The 24,554-nt window shown below is 66.1% G+C and carries 23 protein-coding genes and 1 pseudogene; 17 read left to right on the top strand and 7 right to left on the bottom strand.

Translation table 11 applies throughout. From position 1 onward, the window contains the following. Positions 1-9: 9 nt before the first annotated feature. The 9 genes and pseudogenes from AB0B25_RS24500 to AB0B25_RS24460 all read left to right on the top strand — a co-directional run. Positions 10-276, top strand: a pseudogene (locus AB0B25_RS24500) (lycopene cyclase domain-containing protein); the annotation flags it as partial. 81 nt (positions 277-357) lie between these two features. Beyond that, positions 358-681 (top strand): lycopene cyclase domain-containing protein, encoded by a 324-nt coding sequence (locus AB0B25_RS24495; protein ID WP_357183717.1) that lies wholly within the window; start codon positions 358-360, stop codon positions 679-681. Then, the gene (locus tag AB0B25_RS24490) at positions 678-2,267 is read left to right on the top strand and encodes an FAD-dependent oxidoreductase (RefSeq protein ID WP_357183693.1); all 1,590 of its coding nucleotides are present in this window, start codon (positions 678-680) and stop codon (positions 2,265-2,267) included. Before AB0B25_RS24495 ends, AB0B25_RS24490 begins: the two co-directional genes overlap by 4 nt. Beyond that, a complete protein-coding gene (locus AB0B25_RS24485; RefSeq protein WP_357183690.1) occupies positions 2,264-3,277 on the top strand; it encodes a DUF5914 domain-containing protein in 1,014 nt (337 codons plus the stop codon). Before AB0B25_RS24490 ends, AB0B25_RS24485 begins: the two co-directional genes overlap by 4 nt. Before the next feature lie 249 nt (positions 3,278-3,526). Continuing rightward, the gene (locus AB0B25_RS24480; protein WP_357183687.1) at positions 3,527-4,105 is read left to right on the top strand and encodes a lipocalin family protein; all 579 of its coding nucleotides are present in this window, start codon (positions 3,527-3,529) and stop codon (positions 4,103-4,105) included. Between the two features lie 262 nt (positions 4,106-4,367). Then, entirely contained in the window at positions 4,368-5,834 is a 1,467-nt protein-coding gene (locus tag AB0B25_RS24475; protein ID WP_357183684.1) for a carboxylesterase family protein, read from the top strand. A 326-nt stretch (positions 5,835-6,160) separates the two neighbouring features. After that, entirely contained in the window at positions 6,161-6,985 is an 825-nt protein-coding gene (locus tag AB0B25_RS24470; protein WP_357183681.1) for an ABC-2 family transporter protein, read from the top strand. Beyond that, complete coding sequence (locus AB0B25_RS24465; RefSeq protein WP_357183678.1) at positions 6,978-7,805, top strand: ABC-2 family transporter protein; 828 nt, start codon at positions 6,978-6,980, stop codon at positions 7,803-7,805. The genes AB0B25_RS24470 and AB0B25_RS24465 overlap by 8 nt, the downstream gene beginning before the upstream one ends. Continuing rightward, positions 7,802-8,758: an ATP-binding cassette domain-containing protein gene (locus AB0B25_RS24460; protein ID WP_357183675.1), complete on the top strand. Its 957-nt coding sequence runs from the start codon at positions 7,802-7,804 to the stop codon at positions 8,756-8,758. Before AB0B25_RS24465 ends, AB0B25_RS24460 begins: the two co-directional genes overlap by 4 nt. A 72-nt stretch (positions 8,759-8,830) precedes the next feature. Here AB0B25_RS24460 and AB0B25_RS24455 read toward each other — a convergent pair whose 3' ends face one another. After that, positions 8,831-9,505 (bottom strand): DUF4389 domain-containing protein, encoded by a 675-nt coding sequence (locus AB0B25_RS24455; RefSeq protein WP_357183673.1) that lies wholly within the window; start codon positions 9,503-9,505, stop codon positions 8,831-8,833. 661 nt (positions 9,506-10,166) lie between these two features. Here AB0B25_RS24455 and AB0B25_RS24450 point away from each other — a divergent pair. From AB0B25_RS24450 to AB0B25_RS24440, 3 genes are all read left to right on the top strand, one after another. Continuing rightward, a complete protein-coding gene (locus AB0B25_RS24450) occupies positions 10,167-10,583 on the top strand; it encodes a hypothetical protein (RefSeq protein ID WP_357183670.1) in 417 nt (138 codons plus the stop codon). A 238-nt stretch (positions 10,584-10,821) separates the two neighbouring features. Then, positions 10,822-11,886 carry a PLP-dependent cysteine synthase family protein gene (locus AB0B25_RS24445; protein WP_357183715.1) on the top strand — a complete coding sequence of 355 codons (1,065 nt, stop codon included), beginning with the start codon at positions 10,822-10,824 and terminating at the stop codon, positions 11,884-11,886. Continuing rightward, entirely contained in the window at positions 11,883-13,124 is a 1,242-nt protein-coding gene (locus tag AB0B25_RS24440) for an MFS transporter (RefSeq protein ID WP_357183667.1), read from the top strand. The genes AB0B25_RS24445 and AB0B25_RS24440 overlap by 4 nt, the downstream gene beginning before the upstream one ends. Positions 13,125-13,162: 38 nt before the next feature. Here AB0B25_RS24440 and AB0B25_RS24435 read toward each other — a convergent pair whose 3' ends face one another. The 5 genes from AB0B25_RS24435 to AB0B25_RS24415 form a co-directional block, all read right to left on the bottom strand. Beyond that, entirely contained in the window at positions 13,163-13,489 is a 327-nt protein-coding gene (locus AB0B25_RS24435) for a hypothetical protein (RefSeq protein ID WP_357183664.1), read from the bottom strand. A gap of 410 nt (positions 13,490-13,899) precedes the next feature. After that, a complete protein-coding gene (locus tag AB0B25_RS24430; RefSeq protein WP_357183661.1) occupies positions 13,900-14,037 on the bottom strand; it encodes a hypothetical protein in 138 nt (45 codons plus the stop codon). Positions 14,038-14,337: 300 nt separating this feature from the next. After that, positions 14,338-14,664, bottom strand: a complete 327-nt coding sequence (locus AB0B25_RS24425; protein ID WP_357183658.1) for a hypothetical protein — start codon at positions 14,662-14,664, stop codon at positions 14,338-14,340. After that, positions 14,665-15,813: an acyl-CoA desaturase gene (locus tag AB0B25_RS24420; RefSeq protein ID WP_357183655.1), complete on the bottom strand. Its 1,149-nt coding sequence runs from the start codon at positions 15,811-15,813 to the stop codon at positions 14,665-14,667. Between the two features lie 18 nt (positions 15,814-15,831). Beyond that, the gene (locus AB0B25_RS24415) at positions 15,832-16,950 is read right to left on the bottom strand and encodes a ferredoxin reductase (RefSeq protein ID WP_357183652.1); all 1,119 of its coding nucleotides are present in this window, start codon (positions 16,948-16,950) and stop codon (positions 15,832-15,834) included. 171 nt (positions 16,951-17,121) lie between these two features. Between AB0B25_RS24415 and AB0B25_RS24410 the strand changes: the two genes are divergently transcribed. Then, entirely contained in the window at positions 17,122-17,742 is a 621-nt protein-coding gene (locus tag AB0B25_RS24410; protein WP_357183650.1) for a TetR family transcriptional regulator, read from the top strand. Positions 17,743-17,763: 21 nt separating this feature from the next. On the opposite strand, the gene AB0B25_RS24405 is transcribed toward AB0B25_RS24410, so the two are convergent. Next, on the bottom strand, positions 17,764-19,119 hold the full coding sequence (locus AB0B25_RS24405; protein WP_357183647.1) for an MFS transporter: 1,356 nt from the start codon (positions 19,117-19,119) through the stop codon (positions 17,764-17,766). 242 nt (positions 19,120-19,361) lie between these two features. Here AB0B25_RS24405 and AB0B25_RS24400 point away from each other — a divergent pair, with 242 nt between their 5' ends. The 4 genes from AB0B25_RS24400 (at position 19,362) to lysA (ending at position 24,553) form a co-directional block, all read left to right on the top strand. Further along, the gene (locus AB0B25_RS24400) at positions 19,362-19,943 is read left to right on the top strand and encodes a PadR family transcriptional regulator (protein ID WP_357183644.1); all 582 of its coding nucleotides are present in this window, start codon (positions 19,362-19,364) and stop codon (positions 19,941-19,943) included. Further along, positions 19,940-21,970 (top strand): NADPH-dependent 2,4-dienoyl-CoA reductase, encoded by a 2,031-nt coding sequence (locus tag AB0B25_RS24395; protein WP_357183642.1) that lies wholly within the window; start codon positions 19,940-19,942, stop codon positions 21,968-21,970. Before AB0B25_RS24400 ends, AB0B25_RS24395 begins: the two co-directional genes overlap by 4 nt. A 237-nt stretch (positions 21,971-22,207) precedes the next feature. Further along, a complete protein-coding gene (gene cmrA, locus AB0B25_RS24390; RefSeq protein ID WP_357183639.1) occupies positions 22,208-23,011 on the top strand; it encodes a mycolate reductase in 804 nt (267 codons plus the stop codon). A 198-nt stretch (positions 23,012-23,209) separates the two neighbouring features. Beyond that, positions 23,210-24,553: a diaminopimelate decarboxylase gene (gene lysA / locus AB0B25_RS24385; RefSeq protein WP_357183636.1), complete on the top strand. Its 1,344-nt coding sequence runs from the start codon at positions 23,210-23,212 to the stop codon at positions 24,551-24,553. Position 24,554: the final 1 nt, after the last annotated feature.

Here is a 24,554-nt window from a genome sequence, read left to right as displayed (position 1 = left end):
GGAGACCACATGAGTCACTGGCACTATCTGCTGACCCTGCTGGTCTGTCTCGCATCGACGGCGCCGCTGGAGTTCCTCGGTCCCGGCGTCTATCGGCGACCGCGATTGCTGCGCGGCGCGTTGTGGCCTGCCGCAGCGCTGTTCGCGCTCTGGGACGTGGCGGCGATCGCCGCGGGTGTCTGGGGTTTCGATGACCGCTACACCCTCGGCGTGCTGCTCCCCGGTGCGATACCGCTGGAAGAACTGCTGTTTTTCGTTGTTGTGCCGGTGTGCGGCCTGCTCACCTTCGTCGCGGTCCAACTGCTGCTCGGCGCGGGACGTCGGTGGCTCGGCAACGCAGGGAGGGCAGCCGGGGCGATGAATCTCACCGGAGTCGGATATACGCTGCCGGCGGTCATCGCGGTGTACCTAGCCGAGTGGGCGGTGTTGCACACCGGACTGTTCCGGCGTCCTGCCTACTGGCTGACGATGCTGATCGTTTTGGGTTTCCAGATCCCGGTCGACGGATGGCTCACCAAGCTCAACGCACCGATCGTGGTGTACAACCCGGATCACATTCTCGGACTCCGATTTCCGTGGGACATTCCAGTAGAGGACTTCATGTTCGGGTTCTCCCTCGTGACCGCCGCGCTCTTGGGCTGGGAGCGCACTCGGCAGCGGCAGACCGGTGCCGAACGATGACCGCACCGAGTACCGGCTACGGGCGAGATCGGCGGCGCGTGCGTCATTCGGCGGCGCTGGGGCATCGCGACCTGAACCAGGGCGGCCCGCCGCCGCACGTGGTGGTGGTCGGCGCCGGAATCGCGGGTCTGGCTGCCGCGACGGGCCTGGCTGAACGGGGGTGTCACGTCGAGGTCGTCGAGCGCGAGCGATATTTGGGTGGGCGCGTCGGCGGGTGGACCGAAAGACTCACCGACGGCACCCAGGTGGGCATGAACCGCGGCTTCCACGCCTTCTTCGCCCAGTACTACAACCTGCGAAAGTTGCTCGGGCGCAGCGACCCCGAGTTACAACAACTGCGTAGGTTGGAAGACTATCCACTCATCGACGCGCACGGCCGCCGTGACACCTTCCGTGGGCTGCCGCGCACCCCGCCATGGAATGCCTTGGCTTTTGCGCTGCGCAGCCCCACCTTCCGGCTGCGCGATCTGGTCCGGATGGACCCGCGTGCCGCCGCGCCGCTGGCCGCGGTGTCGGTCCCGGAGATCTATACCCAGCTCGATCAGTTCGACGCGGAGACCTTTCTGCGCACCATCAACTTCCCGGAAGCCGCCCGACATCTGGCGTTCGAGGTGTTCTCGCGCAGCTTCTTCATCGAGCCTGGGCGCATGTCCGCCGGCGAGTTGGCGACGATGTTCCACATCTATTTCCTCGGCTCCAATGAGGGACTTGTCTTCGATGTGGCGCGGGACAATTTCGATGTCAGCCTGTGGACGCCGCTAGCGGAGTACCTGACCACGCCGGGCGTGCCGGGGCGGCCAGGCACCGTCCGCATCCACACAGGGGTATCCATCGATCGCGTCGACACCGAAGGCGCGGGGTTCCGCCTGGTCGACGACACCGGAGCGATCTTGACCGCTGATGCGGTGGTGCTGGCCGCCGACGTCGGCAATCTGCGCCGTATCGTCGCCGCGTCACCGACCCTCGGAGACGCCGAATGGCGGTCACGGGTAGCCGCATTGGCGCTGGCACCAGCATTCGCGGTGCACCGGCTCTGGCTGGACCGGCCGGTGCGCGCCGACCGGCCGTGTTTCCTCGGCACCGGCGGTTTGGGTCCGCTCGACAACATCAGCGTGCTGGATCGCTACGAACGGCAGGCCGCGTGCTGGGCCGAAGACGCCGGCGGCAGCGTCGTCGAACTGCACGCTTACGCGGCCGCTGATACGGCACCGCCGCTCGCGACGCGTACCGAGCTGCGCGACAAAATGCTCGCACGGCTGCACATGTTGTACCCGGAGACCGCCGCAGCGAACATCGTTGGAGAGACCATGCTGTGGCGCCAGGACTGCCCGCGCTTCTCGCCCGGAGACTTTGCCGAACGCCCCGGTGTATGCACCCCACATCCGCGACTGACTCTGGCCGGTGATGGAATTCGCGTCGATCTGCCGGTGGCTCTGATGGAGCGCGCCGCTACCACTGGTTGGACCGCGGCCAATGCCTTACTACGCCAATGGGATGCGGCCGGCCACACCCTGCACACGGTCCCCACCCAGGGGCGCTCCGCACTACTGCGCACATTTGCGACTCGCGAAAGGCGCACCCGATGAGCACCCGCAACGAGCTTGTCAACTGGGCGCAAAGCCGTCCGCTACAGCGATTTTCGCCTGAAATATGGTCGCAACAGTTACCCACCTATCAGGACGCCGATCCCAAGCTGATCGCGGCAGCGCTGCATTGGTCGCAGCAGCGTCCCTCGGGTAACTGGTACACCATCGCCGCAAGTAGCGCGATCCGCCGTGACCGTCCACTCGGCACCAGGGTCGGCGGCCGGGAGATCGTGGCCTGGCGGGACGATTCAGGCGGCCTGCACGCGGGTCCCGGTGCTTGCCCACATTTGGGCGCGCCCCTGGCGTCGGCGCACGTCGAGAACGACACTCTGATCTGTCGCTGGCACGGTCTTCGGGTGGGGGCCGGCGACAACGCCTCGCGGTGGTGCCCCTATCCCAGTTTCGACGACGGCGTGCTGGCCTGGGCGCGGTTGGACTCGCTGGGTGCGGAGGAGCCGACCGATACGCCGATCATCGGTCCGCGGCCCGCGGACACCACCGTGCACGCGGTAACCCATCTGATCGGGATATGCGAGCCGCAGGACATCATCGCCAATCGGCTCGATCCGTGGCACGGCTCGTGGTTTCATCCCTACTCGTTTGCCCGCCTGGAGGTGACGCGGACCCCGCCGCGCGAAGGGATCACAGAGGAGAATCACCGTCTTCTGTTACGGGTGATGTTCAGGGTGACTCGGAGGTTAGGGGTGCCGGTGCAGGCTGAGTTCAGCTGCCCGGATCCACGCACAATCGTGATGCGCATTGTCGACGGTGAAGGCGCGGGCAGCGTCGTCGAAACCCATGCCACGCCACTGGGTTCCGGCCCAGATGGCCGCGCCCGCACAGCGGTGGTCGAGGCGACCATCGCGACGTCCCAGCGTCCGGGGTTCCGGCACGCGCACTGGGCACTGCCGCTGTTGCGTCCGATAATGAATCGCGCGGCGGCACGGTTATGGCGCGATGATTTGACATACGCAGAACGGCGCTATCAGCTGCGCACCAATCAGAGTTGATCACGGTCGTGCCAGTGTTCGCAGATCGCCACGAATGTCCACTGTGTATCAGCCCTATGACGAGCAGCCTTACCGGGTCCGGAAATCGCCGACGAAGCTGATGCCGCCACGCCACGTGGAATAATGTGCACCGATTATGGATCTTTTATAAGCTCGCGGGGCGGGTAGCTCGTCATTCGACAGCATGTCGTCGACACCTGAGGAGTTCGAGTGACAACACATCGAGTAACTCGCTGCATACTAGGCTTCATGGCCGTGGTGATTGCCACGTACGCGCCGCTGCATGAAAATGTCGCCGCCGCCGCGCCGCAACCAGTCGCCGGCCCCGCGCCGGTGGATTCGCTCGACCTGAACAGATACCTGGGAACCTGGTATCAGCTTGCCGCTGTACCGCAGTTTTTCAATCTCGAATGCGCTCGCGATACCCGCGCTGACTACACCATGGACCCGGAGGGGAATGTCGCCGTGTACAACTCGTGCACGACCTGGTCCGGCGGGCGGAGCGAGATCCGCGGTACCGCAAAGGTCAATGATCGGGTGACTAATGCGCAGTTCCACGTCAGCTTTCCCACCGTACCGGGTCAGAGTCAGGTCGACGGACCGACAAACTATATCGTTACTGCACTCGGCCCCGACTACTCGTGGGCGTTGGTCACCGATCCGAGTAGGCTGTCGGGTTTCGTCCTTGCCCGCGGCTCGGCGCTCGATATACCGGACTGGGATCGGGTGCGCGCGGCCATCACCGCGGCAGGCCAGACTCCGTGCATGTACCTGACCTCTCCGGTAACCGGCGGACAGACCGATATGACCCTACTTTGTCTACGATGAGCAACGCTTTGGTCGCCCTGTCGAGTCACGCTGGATGATTGTGGCCCCACACGCTCAGCGGTGATGACGCCCAAGTTTCGCAGTTGTGGGTAGGCGGAGATCCTGGGCTCGGGGCGTGACCTGCGTCGGCCTGAGCGCCATCCGTGCGACAGCCCGATGACGTGCGTGTCCTGCTAGAAAACCGAACCGTGGTGTTTCGGCCGTTCATCGCTGACCTCGATACAGCGGTCCACATCGACATCCCGTAAGGAGGGTACGAGCGATGCCGCAGCAGAACCGAGCAGTCGTGGCCACGGGCAACGGCAGGGTTCGGGGTGTCGCCGAGGGGCCGGTGGTTGCCTTTCGCGGGATTCCGTACGCCGCCTCTCCGATAGGACCGCTGCGCTTTGCACCACCGCAGCCGCACCCTTCGTGGAGCGAGGTGCGCGAAGCCGCGCAGGCGGGTCCGGCCGTGCCCCAGGCCCCGTCCCGATTGGAACGGGTGATGGGCCATCGGACGCCGAACTGGGACGAAGACGGCTCGCTCACACTGAATATCTGGAGCCCACAGCAGGTGCTGGACAACGATACCGACCGTCCCGTGCTGGTCTGGTTCCACGGCGGCGGTTTCAGCAGTGGTTCGGGGGGCTGGGACTGGTACGACGGAGCGCGTTTGGCCGGGCTGGGGAATATGGTGGTGGTCACCGCCAATTACCGGCTCGGCCCGCTGGGCTTCCTCTACCTGCCGCAGATCGGTGCGAACAACCTCGGCGTCCAAGACCAAGGCGCGGTGCTGCGCTGGGTACGGGACAATATCGCCGCCTTCGGCGGCGATCCCGAGAGCGTGACAGTCGGTGGCCAATCGGCCGGCGCGTTCTCCGCATTCCAGCTCGCGGTCGATCCCGAGACCGGAAACATGATCCGCAGGGTGATCGCCCAGAGCGCTCCATGGAACATCGAGCCACAGGACCCTCGGCTGGCCTCCGAGAATGCCGAGGCGTACCTGCGCATCCTGGACCTCGAGGAATCCGCGAGTCTCGACACAGCACTGCGCGAGCTATCCGTCGAGAAGCTGATCGCCGCCTATGCGAAGCTCGCGGTGGACAAGGCTCAGTTCGGCAACCCCGCGCCGCCGATGTACTCGGTACTCGGGGGCACCGGCATCCCCTTCGCCTGGCGACAGGCCCTCGACATCGGTGCTCTCGCCGGCAAGGATCTGCTGGTCGGTTCGAATCGGGACGAGATGACGGCCTTCTTCGCGTTCGACGACCGCTTCCAGACCTTCGATCGGGAACAGGCGCTGCGACTGCTCGCCGACCTGCACGGCGACGATGCGCAGGCTCGGTACCGGCACCGCGAATCACAGTTTCCGGAGGCGACACCGACACGGATCGTCACCGACCTGGAGACCGAGGCGGGCTTTCGTGCCGGCGCGCTGGAGATCGCCGCGCGCCACGCGGCCGACGGCAACATGGCGTACGTCTACCAATGGGATTTCCTTCCGGCGCCAGACCCAGCCGACCTCCGGGCCACCCACTGCGGCGAACTGCCCTTCCTCTTCGGCACCTTCGACAGTTACTCGAACAGCCCCATGCTGGGCCGGGTTGGACCGAAGACCGACGCGCTCTGGCGGTCATTCGCCAGTGCGCTCGCCTCGTTCGTGACCACCGGTTCCCCGAATGGCGCGGGTCTGCCGTTGTGGCGACCTTACGCTGCCGGATCGGACGCACATGTTCTGCACTTCAGCTGACCCGCGCGCCGAACCGCCGGTCAAATCGGTACGACGCAGTCGCGCCGAGAAGGCCGAGCGTTTTCCCCTGGCCTGCGTTGCAGGCTCGTGAATACCCGACATCCGGCCGATAGTGTTCCGGCACCGCCGCAGCGGTGACCGGGTTGCTGCCGGAAAATGCCGTTGTACGCACCGTACGCCTGCGAAATACCTGCAGTGCGCACCTTGCGGCACCGAAAGCACGAGACACGCAGCACTTCCCCAGCGAGGCTCAGGCCTTCCGCATGCGCCCTCTGATCAGTAGTCTGGAATATTTGTGCGCCGCATACCGGAGGGGGACGGACAGGGTGCCGTGGGAAAAGCAATGTCGCAGCGCCGTCGCCGTCTACGCATGTCTCGTCGGCGCCGGATTCCGCAAACAGTCGCGGTACAAGCTGGCCATGTTCGCCGGGCTGTTCACCAACTGTGTCTTCGGATTCGTGCGCGCGGCGGTGCTACTCGCGGCGGTGGACGCCACGGGCGATTTCGGCGGCTACGACCAGGGCAGCATCAGCGCCTACGTGTGGCTCTCACAAGGACTGCTCGGCGCGATGCAGTTCCTGGGTCCGATCGGGCAGCTGGACGATCGAGTGAAGAACGGCGACATCGCGCTCGACTTCCTACGCCCGGTCGACCTCCAACTCGGTTATCTCGCCGATGATCTGGGGCGTGCGGCGTGCACCTTCCTGCCCCGCGGAGTACCGAGTGTCTTGGTCGGCACCCTCACGGTCGGACTGGCGATGCCGGGGACGGTAGGTCCGTACCTACTCGGCGCGATGAGTGTGCTGCTGGCTGTCGCGATTTCGTTCTTGTGCCGGTACGGCGTGGTATTGATCGGATTCTGGGTCGTCGAGACCCGCGGCATCCGTCAGCTGTACTACGTCGCGGGAACTTTCCTCGCCGGACTCTTCGTGCCGGTGCATGTGTTCCCGTCCTGGTTGCGCACGATCGCGGATGCCACCCCGTTTCCGTCGATCCTGCAGTCGCCGGTCGACTTACTCTCCGGCCGGATCACCGGAGTGGACGCATACTCGGCTGTCGGAGTGCAGGTGCTATGGGTGCTGGCGGTCGGGCTGGCCGGCCGCCTGCTACTGGTCGCGGGACGCCGCAGACTGGAGGTGCAGGGTGGTTGAGGTCGCCCCGGCTCGTACGGGGTCATGGTCGACCCCCTACGCAGCGGTGCTGCGCTCCAGAATCCGCGCTCAGCGCAGCTACCGATTATCTTTCGCCAGCGAGGTTTTCAGCGCTCTGGTGACGGGTCTGGTCGAGTTCGCCGAAGTCTGGGTGATCTTCCGCACCGCGCGGGTGCTCGGCGGATTAGACCTGGACGCGGCGCTACTACTGTTCGAGCTGAGTCATACGAGTTTCGCGCTGTCCCAGGTGCTGTTCGGCCACCTAGACACCCTGCCGACGCTCATCAGGATGGGCCGGCTCGATGTTTATCACCTCAGGCCACAGCCCCTGCTGCTGCAGCTGATCACCAGCGACATCTCCTTGCGCAGGCTCGCCAGGGCCTCGGTCGCGATCGTGGTGCTCGCCATCGCGTTGGCGCGCAATGACCTCGATTGGGCTCCGAGCACAACCACTCTGGTGATCCTGACCCTGCTCGGCGGGGTCACGCTGTTCGGCGGCTTGTTCGTCTGCGCGGCCGGGCTGCAGTTCTATCTGATCGACGGCGCCGAGCTGACCAACAGCTTCACCTACGGTGGCTCGTTCGCCGCCACGCAACCCGCCTCGGTGTTCCCCACGCCGCTGAGACTGCTGTTCGGATTCGCCATCCCGGTCTCCTTCACCACGTATCTGCCCACCATCGCGCTGCTGCGACTGCCCGGCCCGCCCTTGCTTCCTTCCTGGCTGGCCTGGCTTGCTCCGCTCGCCGCGCTGTGGGTGTGGCTACTCGCGCTGGGCCTGTGGCAGATCGGCACACGGCACTACCAGGGAGGCGGCGGATGAGTACGAACCGACCGGACGCGATCATCGACATGAACAATCTGACCAGACAATTCACCCGCTACCGCAAGGACGGACACCGTTGGCGGCGCCGCCGCGAAACGCTGACCGCGGTCGATGGGATGAGCTGCCGGATCGACCGAGGCACTGCCGTCGGCTACATCGGCGCCAATGGCGCGGGCAAGTCCACCACCATCAAAATGCTCACCGGCATCTTGGTGCCCACCGCAGGCACCGTCCGTACCTGCGGGCTGGACCCGGTGCGACAGCGCCGCGAACTAGCCGGCCGGATCGGGGTGGTGTTCGGACAGCGGTCCCAGCTGTGGTGGGATCTTCCACTGCACGAATCGTTTTCGATCCTCGCCGCGATTCACCGACTGGAACCGGACGTCGCACGCAAACGCACGCACGAACTCGTCGAGCAGCTGGAAATGGCCGACACCCTCGCCACGCCCGTGCGCCAGCTATCGCTCGGTCAACGCATGCGCGCGGAAGTGGCCGCCGCGCTGCTGCATTCACCTGAATTGGTGATTCTCGACGAGCCGACCATCGGACTGGATGTGCTGTCCAAGCAGCGGTTACGCGAGTTCCTGCGGGCCGAGCGTGCCGATCGCGGAACCACCCTGCTGCTCACCACACACGACATGGGCGATATCGAAAGGCTCTGTGGACGTGTGCTCGTCGTAGACCACGGCCGCCTGGTCTACGACGGGTCGTTGGCCGGGTTGGGGCGACCGTCGGCGCTCAGCGGGTCCTGGTGGTCGACCTGGCCGAGCCGACACCGGACATCGACGACCTGCCCTCGGCCCGCCTGTTGGCCAGTGCGGGCAACGGGATGCGACAACGGCTGGCCTTCGATCCGGAGCAGACCACGGCCGCACAGTTACTCGCCGCCGTCTCGGACCGGGCCGAGGTACGCGACCTGTCGATCGAAGAACCCGAGATCGAAGACGTAGTGCGGCGAATATACGAATCCGCCCGCTGAATCAGCGGGCGGATTCGGTCTCGGCGTCGGTGCGCTCGATAGCTCAGTCGGCTTCGCGCGCGCCTTGGTCGAGGCGCAACGGTGGGTACTCGTCGCGCATCAGGCCGGCGTACACCTGCACCCGGATGAGCCAGCGGTTGATGCCCATCACGAAGTCGTACACACCTTGCGGGTAACGCGCCGTGAACAGCAAGGCGATCAGCGCGACGATCAGCAGAATGCTTATCAGCGGAATCGAGCCACCGCCCCATTCGTCGGAGTCACCCATGCCGACGGCGACGCCCCCGCTCACCATCGCGGCGACGATCAGATAGTGCGGAATGGCCAACAACCACCATTTCACCAGCACCAGGCCACGGTGCAGCGTTTCCGGATGGTCGATCTCCAGATCCGCCGGGTAGTCCGCGTTCGACTGCAGGCTGAACGGCGGGTATTTGTCGGTACCGAGCACCGATAGCGCGTAGAAGGTGACTCGCCAGCCCCAGCGCATGACGCCGACATTGAAATCGAAGATCGCTCGCGGGTACTTGCCGGTGATCAGGATCGCGAAGAAGGCGACGATCGTCAGCACCAGGTAGGCGATGTGCAGGAAGAACAATACGACATAGTGCGGGATGGCCAATAGCCATTTGACCAACCACATCCATCGCGACAGGGCGGGGTCGAGGTCTCCTCGAACGCGAATCGGGTTGGGCGCGACGGGCTTGTCGGGTTCCATGATCGATGCTCCTTCCGGGTGCTTTCGATCGATGCGAAAACCAGTTGGGATGTCCTGATTGTCGCGTATCGGGCGACCGCGAATGACACCTTCCGATACCGACACGCCAACAAAACGGGAATACGCGCGTACGGCGCGTCGATACCCGCCCGAGGGCCGCGGGATTGTCGCGCCGAGTAACTCGCACTACCCGTTGCTTCGACGCCCCGGCAGGGCGACGCGGACCTCCCGCGAAGTGTGCTGCTGGACAATTACATTGACGACACGACAGGGCGGTGACGGGAGCACCGCACGGCGTCTCGACCGATTCCTGTTGCCTTAGAGGGTGATTCGACCGCGCACGACGCTTGTCCCATCCCTGTCGTCGTCAGTGCCGCGATGATCGCCGTGCCGGTGTTGGGCATGTGCACAGACAAGAGCAACAGACGCAGATCCGCTACCTCGCCTCGCGATTCTCCTCAACGTTGTCCACCGCGCCGCAGCAGCCGCCCCAGGGCCGAAACCCGGCATGAGCCGTGAGAGAGGCTCCCTAACGGTGTACGGATCGCGCTACTCGATCGGGTCGAACAGGCTGGACGGCACCGAAAACGCGCGCCGATCAGGTCCCCACCCGCTGACCGATGTCGGCCGGGCGCCCGGTTGCGGCTAGTAGCATTGAACCGTGACATTCAGCGTGGTGCGGGTGCCCCTGTTTCGGGTGTTCGTCGCAGTCGCGTTTACGGTGTGGGTTCTGGCCATGGCGGTGCCCGAATGCCATGTCTTCGCCCACACGCCCCTGCCACATGCCCATATCGAAGCGTCCGCACCTACTGTCGCTTCCACGATGTCGACGGCGGTTCTCGCCGACCGGCATCAGCACGCCGCCGAGCCGGATCGGCATCTGGCCGCCGACTCGGTGCTCGCCGCCCTCCCGCGTGACGCCTCATTGTCTTCCCTGCTCCTGGTCGCGGTCGCACTGCTCATCGCGATTCCGGCGGCGGCCGGATTCGGTGGCGGCTTACGCGCGCCGCCGATCGCGCTGCTCCCGGTCTGTCGAGGCAGGGAGAAACTCACCAGATTCGGCATCGATCGGAACTGACCGGTCAGCGTCAGGCCTGAGCCCGCCAGGGCTCGGCCGGTGTTCGTGCGTTATTCGCACTCACACCGTCGCTACGCACAGCGACCGTACAGAATCGACGATTCCCATGACCTCTGCGCTGCAGAAAACAATCGTGTCGACTTCCGTCCCGCCCGAGCGGGCAACGACCGGGTCGATCACACTTCCGAGCCCGGCGAGCCTGTTGACCACCGCGCACCGCTGCCCGCGACCGGCCACCATGGTCGGCAACACGCCGGTTCTCTGGATCACCGAGCCACTGACCGCGACCACGGGGCCGACCGGCCGCGGCTTCTGGGCCAAACTGGAAGGCGCCAATCCCGGCGGCATGAAGGACCGGCCCGCACTGCATATGGTCGAACGCGCCGCGGCTCGCGGCGAACTGCTACCAGGTGCTCCGATCATCGAATCCACCAGCGGCACACTCGGGTCAGGCCTGGCACTGGCGGGAATGGTGCACCATCACCCGGTCACGCTGGTCACCGATCCCGGACTGGAGCCGCTCATGCACCACATGCTGGCGGCCTACGGCGCCCGGGTGGACGTGGTCACCGAGCCGCACCCGATCGGCGGCTGGCAGCAGGCGCGCCGCGACCGCGTCGCCGAACTGCTGTCGCGAGATCCGCGGGCGTGGTGCCCCGACCAGTACCACAATCCCGACAATCGCGATGCCTACGAAACGCTGGCCCTCGAGCTCGTCGCCCAGCTGGGCCGGGTAGACATCCTGGTCTGCTCGGTCGGCACCGGTGGCCATTCCGCCGGGATATCGCGCATCCTGCGCCGTTACTTTCCACACCTGCGACTGGTCGGCGTCGACACCGTCGCCTCGGCGATCTTCGGACTTCCCGCTGGTCAGCGCCTGATGCGCGGCCTCGGCTCGAGCATTCACCCGGACAACGTCGACTACCCGGCGTTCGACGAAATCCACTGGGTCGCCCCGGCGGAGGCGGTGTGGGCCTGCCGTCGCCTCGCCGCGACGCACTATGCCAGCGGCGGCTGGAGCGTCGGCGCCGTCACCCTGGTGGCGGGCTGGCTGGCCAGGACCAGTGGCCCGGATGAGCGGATCGCCGCGGTCTTCCCCGACGGTCCGCTGCGGTACTTCGACACCGTCTACAGCGACGAATACTGTCGCGAGCACGGCTTGCTCGGCATCGATCCACCGTCCGAGCCCGCTCACATCGGTCATCCCGCCGACGCCGTCGTGGAATCCTGGACCCGATGCACGACGGTCGTCGACCCACGGGGCGCACACCACACCACCACCCCAGTGGAGCCGGCGCTATGACCGAGCTGTTCGCCACCTATCGCAGCTTCCCTCGGCCGAGCCGTCTGCTGATGGTCAACCAGTTCGCCATCAACACCGGCTTCTACATGTTGATGCCGTACCTGGCCGGCCACTTGGCCGGGTCGCTCGGCTTGGCCGCCTGGGCGGTCGGCCTGGTACTCGGCGTTCGGAACTTCGCCCAACAGGGGATGTTCCTGCTCGGCGGCACCCTGGCCGACCGGTTCGGCTACAAACCGCTCATCGTGGCCGGATGCCTGCTCCGCACCGGCGGTTTCGTGCTGCTGGCCTTCGCCGATTCGCTGCCGGCGTTGGTGGTGGCGGCCGCGGCAACCGGTTTCGCGGGCGCGTTGTTCAACCCCGCGGTTCGCGCCTATCTGGCGGCGGATTCGGGGCCGCGTCGGGTAGCGGCGTTCGCGGTGTTCAACGTCTTCTACCAAACGGGCATCCTGTTCGGTCCGATCGTCGGGCTGGCGCTGATGGCCATCGACTTCCGCGCCACCGCCGCGGGCGCGGCGACGGTGTTCGGTCTGTTGACGCTCGCCCAACTCCGCGCCTTGCCGCAGCACACCGCGGCGCCGAGAACTACTTCGGTGCTGGATGATTGGCGCGTCGTACTGGCCAACCGCCCGTTCCTGCTCTTCGCCGCGGCGATGATCGGCTGCTCGGCGCTGTCGTTCCAGGTCTACCTGGCGCTGCCCATCCAGGCCGCGCGCATTGTCGGCGCGCATTCGGCGACCGTGCTGATGACCGCGGTGTTCGTGGTCTCCGGGGTGATCGCGATCGCCGGACAGTTGCGGATTACTCGCTGGTTCGCGCAGCGCTGGGGGCGCGGCCACAGCCTGGCGTTCGGCATGGCGATTCTCGCGACCTCGTTCGTTCCGCTGCTGCTGGTGCCGGGCACCGGCCTCGGCGTGTGGCCCGCGGTCGGGGCGCTGCTGCTGACCGCGGCGGCGTTGGGAGTCGGTGCGGCGGCGGTGTTTCCGTTCGAGATGGACACCGTGGTCGCGCTATCGGGAAACCACCTGGTGGCAACCCACTACGGCCTATACAACACCATCGTCGGAATCGGCATCCTGCTCGGCAATCTAGGTATCGGCGCCCTCCTCGACACCACGCACAAGGCGGGGACGAGTTCGCTCGCCTGGGCGATGCTCATCGCCATCGGCGCCGCCGCCGCGGCGGCGCTGCTGGCGCTCGCCCGTGCCAGGCGGCTGGACGCACCGGTCCCGGTCGGCTGACCGGAAGCAACCGCCCCGGATACCCGAATCCGGGGCGGCTACCCGGGTCCGGTCCCCTGCGCCGAATACAGGCTGACCTCGCCCTGCTCGCTGAGGAAGGCGTTGACCAGCATGGTCCGAGTGGCCCGAAGTTCGTCCCGATCCGGGGCGGTGGTGGTGATCGAGATCTGCGGGATGACAGCCCAGTTCACCACGTACCGCTCCGGTGGGCCGTCGTCATCGGACAGGCGGGCGAGGCGAAAGACCGAGACGGTCTTGTGGACGATGAGGTTGCGTACGACCTCCGCGATTCGCTCAGGGTCTTCCAGGGCGAACATGAAGCCGAATGTCAATTCGGGCGATGACACGTACGCGGGCACGAACATGGAGGCTAGCCGATCGGGGGACACCGCGCAGCCCCGCGCGCGACCGGTTGCTATTCAGCCGCTCGAATAGCCGAGGGAGCCGAGCGTAGCGATCAGGCGACCCGACCGTAACGGAATATAACAATTTCCGGCCAGCTTCATTTTTTTACACCACACTATTGCGCGGATAGGACTTCCGCGCTTTCCTGGAATTGTCCCGTTTTCTCGGTCCGTCTTCCTCATCGCATCGTCGCGGATTTCCCGGTCACTTTTCCGGGCTGACTATGGGGCGGCGTCCGGCGGCGGGACTGCGCCGGAGCCGAGGGGTGCCCTCCTCGAAATCCTCCTCGGCCCTGGCGTATCCAGGGTCAGAATCGATACCGCACGGGCATCACCGGCCGACTGGAACAGGAATGGCGTTTCGGAACCGATCAGCCGTCGACGCGCGCCAGGACCCCGACGCGCCGAATCGCGGTGAACGCCGCCTCCCGCCCGCCCGCCGTCGCAACCACGAACGGCGACACATCGACGCGCACCAGCAGACGAGCGAGGGACTGATGTGTGGTCAACCGACGAGGACATCGAGGAGCAGCGCGGCCAACCCCGTGAAGGCCCGATGCCACTCGATGGCCATCGAGTGGCATCGGGTCCGTCGAGCACCGCCCACGGCCTGCGCTGTGATCGCATGACCGCGAAATCACATATCGCACAATAAGATTAAGCCGGAATGCCTCTGTTTAGGCACATTCAGAGCAGGTGAGCGGTGGCGCCGACTGCCGGAAAACAAGGTTCGCCGAACCGATCGAAGAGAACCGGAACCCGATCGCCGACGTCACGAACACAGGTTCCCGAATGCCGGTATCGTCTGATCAACGCGGCTGTTCGCCCTCGGGTTCGACGACCTCTGCATCGACGAACTCGGCATCGACGAACTCCACCGCCTCGGTCACCGGCGGCTCGTCGTCCGGGACCGCCACCTGGTCGTCGCGGTCGAGATCGCGGTGCGCCGCCGCGTCCGCGCGAGCCGCGGCCGCCGCCTCGTTCATCTCGATCGCGTCGGTGATCCACTCACCGATCTCCCTGGTGACCTCCGAGACGGTCCCGGTGATGATGCCGGCGATATTGCCGATATGTTTGGCGCCCGAGGATGTCAATTCCTGAATGAGATCTTTGTTGCTCTCAAATTTTCCGATCATTCACACGCCCACTTCACTCGCCTTTCGCTGACGCATCACGATAACACCGGGCGACGACTCGCTCCGGACCATCCGAGGCGGCAGCGCGAGCGTGAAAATCTTCTTCCACACCGAGCCGATCTGCTTGCCGAGCGGGCCGGTGTTGTACGGCAGACCGTACTTTTCACACAACGCGCGCACGGTCGGCGCCATCGCCGGATAGCGGCTCGCGGGCAGATCGGGGAACAGGTGATGCTCGATCTGGTGCGACAAATTGCCCGACATGATGTGGAACAGCTTGCTGCCCGTGATGTCGGCCGAACCGAGCATCTGACGGACGTACCACTCACCACGGGTCTCGTCCGCGGTCTCTTCCTCGGTGAACGTCTGTACGCCGGTCGGGAAGTGGCCGCAGAAGATGATGCCGAAGGCCCACACGTTGCGCACCAGATTGGCAGCGACGTTGCCTGCCAACGTGTGGAAGAACAGCGGCCCCGTGAGGGCGGGAAAGAGCACGTAGTCCTTGAGCACCTGTTTGCCCGCCTTGCGACCCTGGCCGAGGATCAGCTGCTTGACCTGCGGCCACTTCCGCTTACCGGCGAGGATGTTCTCGACCTCGAGGTCGTGCGCCATCACACCCCACTCGAACAACATCATGAGCGCGAAGGCATACAGCGGCTGCCCCAGACGCAGCACGTTCCACTGCTGCCCCGCATCCATCCGCAGCACGGAGTAGCCGATGTCGCGGTCCTTGTTGTGGATATTGGTGTAGGTGTGATGGAGGTAGTTGTGCGAGTGCTTCCACTGATCGGCCGGGCAGACCGTGTCCCACTCGAACACCCGGGAATTCAGGCCCGGCTCGCGCATCCAGTCGTACTGACCGTGCATCACGTTGTGGCCGATTTCCATGTTGTCCAGGATCTTCGACACGCTCAGCGCCGCCACCGCGGCGAGCCACACCGGCGGAAGGAAGCCGAGGTACATCAGTCCACGACCCGCGATCTCGAAACCACGCTGCGTGGCGATGATCGAGTAGAGGTACTTCCGGTCCCGCTCGCCGAGATCGGCGACGACCTCGGCGCGCAGTCGGTCGAGTTCGCGACCGAGTTCCTCGACCTGCTCCGGACTCAGCACCAGCGGTCCGTCTTCGGTTTCGGTACGGATGGTCATGATCACTACCCTTCGTTGTCAGATGTCGATCTCGACATCGCCGAGCGGCGCGCTGATACACAGCTGGATCGGCTGATCGGGATCACTGTCGGTCTCGCCGGTGCGCACATTGCGCGTGCCGCCGGTTCGGCGAACCGCGGTGCAGGACAGACAAATCCCCATCCGGCAGCCGTACTCCGGCGTGAGACCGGCGGATTCGGCTTGCTCCAGCAGCGTCGCTCCGTTGTTGCGCGCACTGCGCCCGCTGGCGGTGAAGTGCACCGTGCCGTGCACCTGCGCCGCGTCGATCGCCGCGGTGGACAGGGCGAACTCCTCGGTGTGCAGCCGGTCGTCCAACTGCTCGGCCTGGTAGACCGTGCGGACCGCCGCCATCAGGGACCGCGGGCCGCAGACATAGGTCTGCGCGGTGGCGAACCAGGGCGCCACACGTTCCAGTTCGTCGTAGTCGAAATGCCCGCTCCGGCGCACCGGCACGAGTTCTGCCCGTGGCAGGTCGGTATCGCCCCGGTTCACGCCACTGTCCGATCGCGACGTATGACGAAGTTCGATGCGGAAGTTGGCGTGCCGACGAGCGATCGCGTCGAGTTCGGCACGGTGCGGCACCATCTCCGGCGATTTCGCGTAGTGCAGAAAGACGACTTCGCCGGGATAGCTCTCGTCGGCCAAGGTGCGCAGCATGGACAGCACCGGCGTGATCCCACTGCCACCACTGATCAGCAGCACGCGTTCCGGGCGCGACTCGGGTAACCGGAACACGCCGTCCGCAGGCTCCAAGTCGACCACCATGCCGACAGCGGCGTTGCGGTAGAGGAACTGCGACACCACACCGCCGGGATGAGCCTTGACGGTGAGCTGGAGAGAGCGATACCGGCCGCTTTCCGGATTCACCGGCGAATAGCACCGGGCGTGACGTACGCCGTCGATCACCACACCGATGCGGACATACTGTCCGGCGGCATGGCCTTTCCACTGTCTGCTCGGTCGCAGCGTGAGCGTCACCGAACCGGGCACCGTACGGCGCACGTGGGTGATTTCGGCCCGCATCTCGCGCATGGTCAGCGTGGGGCGCACCAGTTCCAGATAGCGGTCCAGCGGGTGTGGCGAGGTCAAGGTCTGCACCAGGTCGACGAGATCCATTCGTTCTCCGTGCCTCTAGTCAGCTGACGACGCGCGACCGATATTTCAGTGCACGTCTGTACACTCAACTAGTGTGAGCTATACCAGGGGGCGTTTGTCAACCAGCGAAACCTGTGACACGAACCCCATCGCGAGCCCAGTCAAATGGTGAACGGATGTATGCTCAGCGTGATGAGCGAGCAGGCAGCGACCCGAGGCGAACGCAAGGAGCGGACCAGGCGAGCACTCCTGGACGGCACCCTCGCGCTGGCCGCCGACCGCGGGTTCGCCGCGCTCAGCCTGCGGGAGATCGCCCGCACGGCGGGCATCGTGCCGACCGCGTTCTACCGGCACTTCGCGTCGCTGGACGACCTGGGCGCGACGCTGGTCGACGACGGCGTCACCGCGTTGCGTCTCGCACTCCGCGACGTGCGACGCAACGCGGACGCGAGCCTGTCGGACACGGTGCGATTCGTCTTCGAACAGGTACGCCCCGAACGGGAGCTGTTCAGCTTCCTGAGCAGAGAGCGGCACGGCGGATCCGCAGCGCTGCGCACGGCGATCGCGCTCGAACTCCAGCTGATCGTCCGGGAACTCGTCGCCGACCTCTCCCGGATCAGCGCCCTGGACTCCTGGTCTCCCCCAGATCTGGAGATCGCCGCCGATCTGCTGGTCGCGACGGTCACCGACGGGATTGCGGCCTACGTGTCGGCCGCGCCGCGCGAGCAGAGCGCGATCGTCGACCGCACCGTGCGGCAGATGCGGCTGATCGCACTCGGCATGGGCGCGTGGTCGCCGCCGAAACAGCGCTGATTCGCTAGCGCGTCCGGCACGTCAGCCTCCGGCGAGGGGCTCGTCGGCAACCGGATCGGTCCGGTCCGGTGACCGCACCGGAAGCAGCACCGCGAGTCCGACCGCGAGCACGACGAGCAGACCGACGATGCCCGCGCGATCCGCGTCGAACAGCCAGACGAACAGGCCGAACAGCGTGGGGGCGAGGAACGACACGGCGCGTCCCGTCGTCGTGTACAGGCCGAAGAACTGTCCCTCGCGCCCGGGCGGGGCCAGGCGGGCCAGGAAGGACCGGGCCGCCGCCTGTGCCGGGCCGACGAAGACGGTGAGCAGCAGTCCGAAGATCCAGAACAGCAACGGTCCGGACACCATCAGCAGCGCGAGTCCGCAGATCAGCATGGCACTCAGGGATATGACGATGACAACCTTGGGCCCGCCCCGGTCGTCGAAGCGGCCCGCGACGACCGCACCCAACGCCGCGACGACATTGGCGGCGATTCCGAACAGCAGCACGTCCGAGTCGGCGATGCCGTAGACCCGGACGGCTAGCACCGCCCCGAAGGTGAACACCCCGGCGAGGCCGTCGCGGAAGATGGCGCTGGCCGCCAGGAAAGCCACTGTGCGACGGTCGATATGCCACAGTTCGCGCAGGTCCCGCCAGAGCACGCGGTACGACCGGAAGAACCCCGCGCCCGCCGCACCCGGATCGGCATCCGTGCGCGGCAATTCGGGCACCGCGAACAGGACCGGCAGCGCGAAGGCGGCGAACCACACGGCGGCGAGCACGGCGACGAGCCGGATGTTCAGCCCCGCATCGGTGGGCACCCCGAGCAGCCCCCGGTTGTCGCCCTCGCCGGAGATGAAGCCGAAGTAGCAGATCAGCAACAGGACGATGCCGCCGAAATAGCCCATAGCCCAGCCGAATCCGGAGACCCGGCCGACCGTCGCCGGAGTGGACACCTGCCGCAGCATCGCGTTGTAGGGCACGCCGGCCAGCTCGAAACAGGCCGAGCCGAACGCGAGCAACACCAGTCCGAGCCACAGGTCGTGATAGTCGTCATGCACGAAGAACATCAGCGCCATCGCGACGATCGTCAGCGCGGTCAGCGTGCCGAGTGAGCGCTTGCGCTTCGCCTGCGCGTCGAAGTGCTGGCCACTGACCGGCGCGGTCAACGCCACGATCAACCCGGCGACACCGATCGCCCAGCCGAGCCAGGCGCTCGCCGACACCCCACCGGGCAGATCGTCACCGACTTTGTCGGTCAGATACACCGAGAACACGAACGTGAGGATCACCGCGTTGAACGCGGAGGATCCCCAGTCCCAGAATCCCCATGCCACCACGTTCCCGCGCCCGGCGGCCTGCCCGACAGTCGCCCGTGCGCTCACCTCGGTCATGGGCGCAGCCTAACCGCCGTAGTACGCCCCGAGGAGGCATACGAGCTGACACTCCCACCTACCGAGGGCCCGCACGGCACGGCCTGGGTGGCGACATGGGTGGAGTCGAGTGCACCGTACGGCCGTCGGGTTGACCGTCGATCACGCTGATCATCGACCAGCCAGACGAGCACCCGTCGGACGGATCCCATCGATATGCACCCAGTTGCATAGAACTGTTTGTTACGGATAATCTGACTGCCATGGCCCTCGAGCACGCGTTGCTGGTATCGCTGACCGAGCGCGCCGGCTCGGGATATGAGTTGGCACGCCGCTTCGACAAGTCCATCGGCTATTTCTGGAGCGCGACCCACCAGCAGATCTATCGTGTTCTCAAGCGCATGGCGGAATCCGACTGGCTCACCAGCGAGTCGGTGATCCAAGCGGGCCGACCGGACAAGAAGGTCTACTCGGTGAGTGAAGCGGGGCGGGCCGAACTCGCCCGATGGATCGCCGAACCGGCCGATGTCGGCACCCCCCGCAATGAACTCGCGGTAAAGATCCGCGCCGCCGCCTATGGGGACCTCGACGCGCTGCGCGCTGAGGTAGCCCGCCACCGTGACCAGCACCATCAGCGGCTGGAACTGTATCTACTCATCGAGAAACGCGACTTCCCCGTGCCGGACCAGCTGTCCGGGACGGCCCTGCACCAATACCTCGTGTTACGCGCGGGCGTGCGCGTGGAGTCGGGATTCGTCGAATGGTGCGACGAAGTTCTGCAAGCACTGCACCCCCGCGCGTCAGCCCCGCGTGAGGTGCCGGAGAAAGGCGAGACTTCCCGATGAGTTCCTTCCCCCACCTCTTCGAGCCGCTCGACCTCGGCTTCACCACCCTGCGCAATCGCGTGGTGATGGGGTCGATGCACACCGGCCTGGAGGACCGCGCCTGGGACACCCACCGGCTGGCGGCGTTCTTCGCCGAACGCGCCCGCGGCGGCGTCGGCCTGATCATCACCGGCGGCTACGCGCCCAACCGCACCGGGTGGTTGCTGCCGTTCGGCGCGAAACTGACCAACAAGACCGAGGCCTACCGGCACCGCGCGATTACCACAGCGGTGCACGACGAGGGCGGCAAGATCGCCATCCAAATCCTGCACGCGGGCCGTTACTCCTACCTGCCCGGCAGTGTGTCGGCCTCGTCGATCAAGGCGCCGATCAACCCGTTCCGGCCGCGCAAGCTCTCGGCCAAGGGCATCGAACAGACCATCGACGACTACGTCCGCTGCGCGACACTGGCCCAGTTCGCCGGCTACGACGGCTGCGAGATCATGGGCGGTGAAGGGTATTTCATCAACCAATTCCTCGCGCCGCGCACCAACAAGCGCACCGACGAGTGGGGCGGCTCAGCACGCAATCGGCGCCGGATCGCGGTGCAGATCGTGCGCCGCACCCGTGCCGCGGTCGGCCCGAATTTCCTCATCGTGTTCCGGCTGTCCATGGCCGAACTGGTGGAGCAGGGGCAGACCTTCGAGGAGATCGTGGCACTGGCCAAGGACCTCGAAGCGGCGGGGGCGAACATTCTGAACACCGACATCGGCTGGCACGAGGCGCGCGTGCCAACCATCGTGACCTCGGTGCCCCGCGCCGCGTTCGTGGAGTTCACCGCGAAAATCGCCCAGCAAGTCGACATTCCGGTCTGCGCGTCCAACCGGATCAACATGCCCGCGGTGGCCGAGGAGATCCTGACCCGCGGCGACGCTCAACTCGTTTCGCTGGCGCGTCCGTTCCTCACCGACCCCGAATGGGTGAACAAGGCCGCGCAGAACCGGGTCGACGAGATCAATACCTGCATCGCGTGCAACCAGGCCTGCCTGGACCACGCTTTCCAGCACAAGACCGTCTCCTGCCTGCTCAATCCGCGCGCCGGGCACGAGACCGAGCTGAAACTGCTGCCCACCCGCCGCGCCAAGCGGATCGCGGTCGTCGGCGCGGGCCCCGCCGGGCTGTCCGCGGCGGTGAATCTCGCCGAGCGCGGCCACCGGGTCGACCTGTTCGAGGCCGACGACAAGATCGGCGGGCAGTTCGACATCGCCCGCCGCATTCCGGGCAAAGAGGAGTTCGACGAGTCGATCCGCTACTACCACCGGATGCTCCAGATCACCGGCGTCACCGTGCATCTGAACAAGCGGATCGACGCAGCCGAACTCGCCGAAGGGCGTTACGACGAGGTAGTGCTCGCCACCGGCGTGCGACCGCGCATCCCGGAGATCCCCGGCATCGACCACCCGATGGTGCTCACCTACGCCGAACTGGTACGCGAGCAGAAGCCGGTCGGTAGGCGCGTGGCGGTGATCGGGGCGGGCGGTATCGGCTACGACGTCAGCGAATTCCTCGTCGTCGACGGACACCCCACAGTGAAACTGGACGAGTGGAAACAAGAGTGGGGCGTCACCTCCGACGACGAGCAGGTTCCCGGCCAACTCGCCACACCCGAGCCCGCTCCCGCGGCCCGCGAAGTGGTCCTGCTGCAACGCAAGACGACCCCGTTCGGCAAGGACCTCGGCAAGACCTCAGGCTGGGTGCATCGCGCCGCACTGAAGGCCAAGGGCGTGCGACAGATCGGCGGGGTGAACTACGAACGTATCGATGACCGTGGCCTGCACATCAGCTTCGGCGAGAAACGCCAACGCCCCCAAGTGATCCCGGTCGACAACGTGATCGTGTGCGCGGGCCAGGAATCCGTCCGCGAACTCGAGGCCCCGCTGCGCGCGGCAGGAGTGAACCCGCACGTGATCGGCGGCGCCGATGTGGCCGCCGAAGTCGATGCCCAGCGCGCCATCGATCAGGGCACCCGGCTGGCCGCGCGGCTCTAGTCGCCGCGTCGATGCCGGGCGCCCCCTCGGCGGTTCGGATGCCCCGTCCGATTTCCACCAGATTTCCAACATTCGTCGCTGTCATCGGCCGGGCGACGGCCGCATCCACCGTGTTCGCGCCTACCTGGACAGCTCTCGCGGCTACGAAATGCTCTACCGCGCATCCACGGCAGGCCGGGCATCCGAGCGGCGGCGGTGCGCGCGGGCCGGCACCGCACATCGCCTAAGCTGCAGCGGGTGAGCCTGCCCTCTCCCTCCTCCGAGAACCGCGCGGTCGTCACCGGCGCCTCCTCCGGCATCGGCACCGCGCTTGCCGCCGAACTCGCCGCCCGCGGCTACTCGCTGATCCTGGTCGCCCGCCGCGGCGATCTGCTGACCGAACTCGCGCAGCGGCTGGCGCTGGCGCACGGCATCACCGCCGAGGTGCGCGCGGTGGACCTGGCCGATCGAGCCCAGCGCGGCGAACTCGCCGAGGAATTGACCGGCCGCGACATCGCCATTCTGTGTAACAACGCCGGCATCGCGACTTTCGGCGCGGTCGCCGCACTCGACCTGGCCGATGAGCGTGCTCAAATGGAACTCAACGCCGTCGCCGTGCACGATCTGACGCTCGCCGTGCTGCCCGGAATGATCGCTCGCGGTGGCGGCGGCATCCTGATCAGCGGGTCGGCCGCGGGCAACATGCCGATCCCGAACAATGCCACCTATGCCGCCAGTAAGGCATTCGCCAACACTTTCTCCGAGTCGCTGCGCGGCGAGCTGAAAGACTCCGGTGTCCACGTGACGCTGCTCGCCCCCGGCCCGGTCCGCACCGAGACCCCCGATCCCGCGGACTCCTCGATCGTGGACCGCATGGTGCCCGACTTCATGTGGGTCTCCTCGGAATACACCGCCAAGCTGTCCATCGATGCCCTGGTCCGCAATAAGATGCGGGTGGTCCCCGGCCTGCTCGGCAAGGGGATGAGCGTCGCCGGCCAGTACGGTCCGCGCGCACTCACCGCACCCATCGCCGGCGCGTTCTACCGGAAGCTCGGCGGCTGAGACCTCCTGGACCTCCTGGACCTACTGGACCTACTGGACCTACTGGGACCTCCGTCACGCGGCAGCGTCAGCAGCCTGTCAAGAACCACCCATCGGTGGTCAAGGATGCGCAAACGACCAGCACACAGCCCTGTCATCGGCGTAGTCCTGACATCGGCCCCGCACTCAGGAAAAGCGGGGACGACCCAGGAGAACATCGTGACGCTGCTCGATATCTTCCCGTCGCTGCGGTCGGGGATGCCTCCGCGCCTCGATTCCGCGGTCTGGCCGCGAGACACGCACTACGACGGCGACGGCAGGATCACCCTCGGCGGGGTGGCCCTGGCCGATATCGCCGATCAGTACGGCACCGCTACCTACGTCCTCGACGAGGAAGAGGTCCGGTCTCGCTGCCGGGCCTACCACAAAGCCTTCCCCGAGGCCGAGATCATCTACGCGGGCAAGGCGCTGATGATTCGTGCGGTGGCGGAATGGGTTACCCAGGAGGGACTTTCGGTCGACGTGTGCTCCGCCGGCGAGCTGACCATCGCACTGGCCGCCGGGGTTGATCCGGCTCGAATCGTGTTGCACGGCAACGGAAAATCATTCGACGAGCTACAGGCCGCGGTGCGTAGCGGCGTCGGCCGGGTCGTAGTCGACTCGCTCACCGAAATCACCCTGCTTTCGGCGCTGGCCACCACGCCGCAACGCGTCCTGCTTCGCCTGTCCCCCGGCATCGATGTGCACGGACATCCCGCGGTCCGTACCGGTGTGCTCGACCAGAAATTCGGCTTCCCGATCGGCAGCGCGATGGCCGCCGAGGCGATCGACCGGATCATGCGTCAGCCCAACCTGACGTTGATCGGCTTCCATTGCCACCTCGGCTCGCAGATCTACGACCCGGACCACTACGGCGAGGCGGTTCGGCGGATGGTTGGCGAAATGGCGCGGGTCCGGGAGGACCACGGCGTCATCGTGACCGAACTCGATCTGGGCGGCGGGCACGCGGTCGCCTACCGCAGCGGTGACGCCGAGATGAACCTGCCGGAACTCGCCGACGTCATCGAGGACGCCTTGGACGCCGCCTGTGCGCGCCACCACTTTCCCCGCCCATCGATCGCACTCGAACCGGGCCGGGCAATCGTGGCCAGGGCTGGCGTGACGCTCTACCGAGTGCTCTCGATCAAGCACATCGAGGGCGGTCGCACCTACGTCACGGTGGACGGCGGGATGAGCGACAACCCTCGCGTCGCGTTGTACGGCGCCGGATACGAGGTCGTGGTGGCCAACCGGCACCCCTGCGGTCCGCACATGACCGCCACGGTCGCCGGTCGCTACTGCGAGGCGGGCGATATTCTCGCCACCGACGTCCAGCTGCCTGCCGACCTACGCCCGGGCGAGGTGTTGGCGGTGCCGTGTACCGGCGCCTATCACCACAGCCTGGCCTCCTCCTACAACAGCGTCGGGCGCCCACCGATCATCGCGGTGCGGCGAGGTCGCACCCGCGAACTGGTCCGCCGCGAGACCACCGCTGATCTGCTCGCCCGCGATATCGGGCTCTGAG

The organism is Nocardia sp. NPDC049190, assembly GCF_040648115.1.
Classification (GTDB): Bacteria; Actinomycetota; Actinomycetes; order Mycobacteriales; family Mycobacteriaceae; genus Nocardia.
The sequence above is the reverse complement of the archived record's forward strand: the minus strand, read 5'-3'. Positions and strand labels throughout refer to the sequence as shown.

Bases quoted from the DNA above. Each gene is read 5' to 3' on its own strand.
- AB0B25_RS24495 (WP_357183717.1), top strand. From the start codon at position 358: ATGAATCTCACCGGAGTCGGATATACGCTGCCGGCGGTCATCGCGGTG.
- AB0B25_RS24420 (WP_357183655.1), bottom strand. From the start codon at position 15,813: ATGACCATCCGTACCGAAACCGAAGACGGACCGCTGGTGCTGAGTCCG.
- AB0B25_RS24445 (WP_357183715.1), top strand. From the start codon at position 10,822: ATGGTCGGCAACACGCCGGTTCTCTGGATCACCGAGCCACTGACCGCG.
- AB0B25_RS24425 (WP_357183658.1), bottom strand. From the start codon at position 14,664: ATGATCGGAAAATTTGAGAGCAACAAAGATCTCATTCAGGAATTGACA.
- AB0B25_RS24490 (WP_357183693.1), top strand. From the start codon at position 678: ATGACCGCACCGAGTACCGGCTACGGGCGAGATCGGCGGCGCGTGCGT.
- AB0B25_RS24395 (WP_357183642.1), top strand. From the start codon at position 19,940: ATGAGTTCCTTCCCCCACCTCTTCGAGCCGCTCGACCTCGGCTTCACC.
- AB0B25_RS24440 (WP_357183667.1), top strand. From the start codon at position 11,883: ATGACCGAGCTGTTCGCCACCTATCGCAGCTTCCCTCGGCCGAGCCGT.
- AB0B25_RS24455 (WP_357183673.1), bottom strand. From the start codon at position 9,505: ATGGAACCCGACAAGCCCGTCGCGCCCAACCCGATTCGCGTTCGAGGA.
- AB0B25_RS24435 (WP_357183664.1), bottom strand. From the start codon at position 13,489: ATGTTCGTGCCCGCGTACGTGTCATCGCCCGAATTGACATTCGGCTTC.
- AB0B25_RS24405 (WP_357183647.1), bottom strand. From the start codon at position 19,119: ATGACCGAGGTGAGCGCACGGGCGACTGTCGGGCAGGCCGCCGGGCGC.
- AB0B25_RS24480 (WP_357183687.1), top strand. From the start codon at position 3,527: ATGGCCGTGGTGATTGCCACGTACGCGCCGCTGCATGAAAATGTCGCC.
- AB0B25_RS24415 (WP_357183652.1), bottom strand. From the start codon at position 16,950: ATGGATCTCGTCGACCTGGTGCAGACCTTGACCTCGCCACACCCGCTG.
- AB0B25_RS24400 (WP_357183644.1), top strand. From the start codon at position 19,362: ATGGCCCTCGAGCACGCGTTGCTGGTATCGCTGACCGAGCGCGCCGGC.
- AB0B25_RS24475 (WP_357183684.1), top strand. From the start codon at position 4,368: ATGCCGCAGCAGAACCGAGCAGTCGTGGCCACGGGCAACGGCAGGGTT.
- AB0B25_RS24410 (WP_357183650.1), top strand. From the start codon at position 17,122: ATGAGCGAGCAGGCAGCGACCCGAGGCGAACGCAAGGAGCGGACCAGG.
- AB0B25_RS24460 (WP_357183675.1), top strand. From the start codon at position 7,802: ATGAGTACGAACCGACCGGACGCGATCATCGACATGAACAATCTGACC.
- AB0B25_RS24485 (WP_357183690.1), top strand. From the start codon at position 2,264: ATGAGCACCCGCAACGAGCTTGTCAACTGGGCGCAAAGCCGTCCGCTA.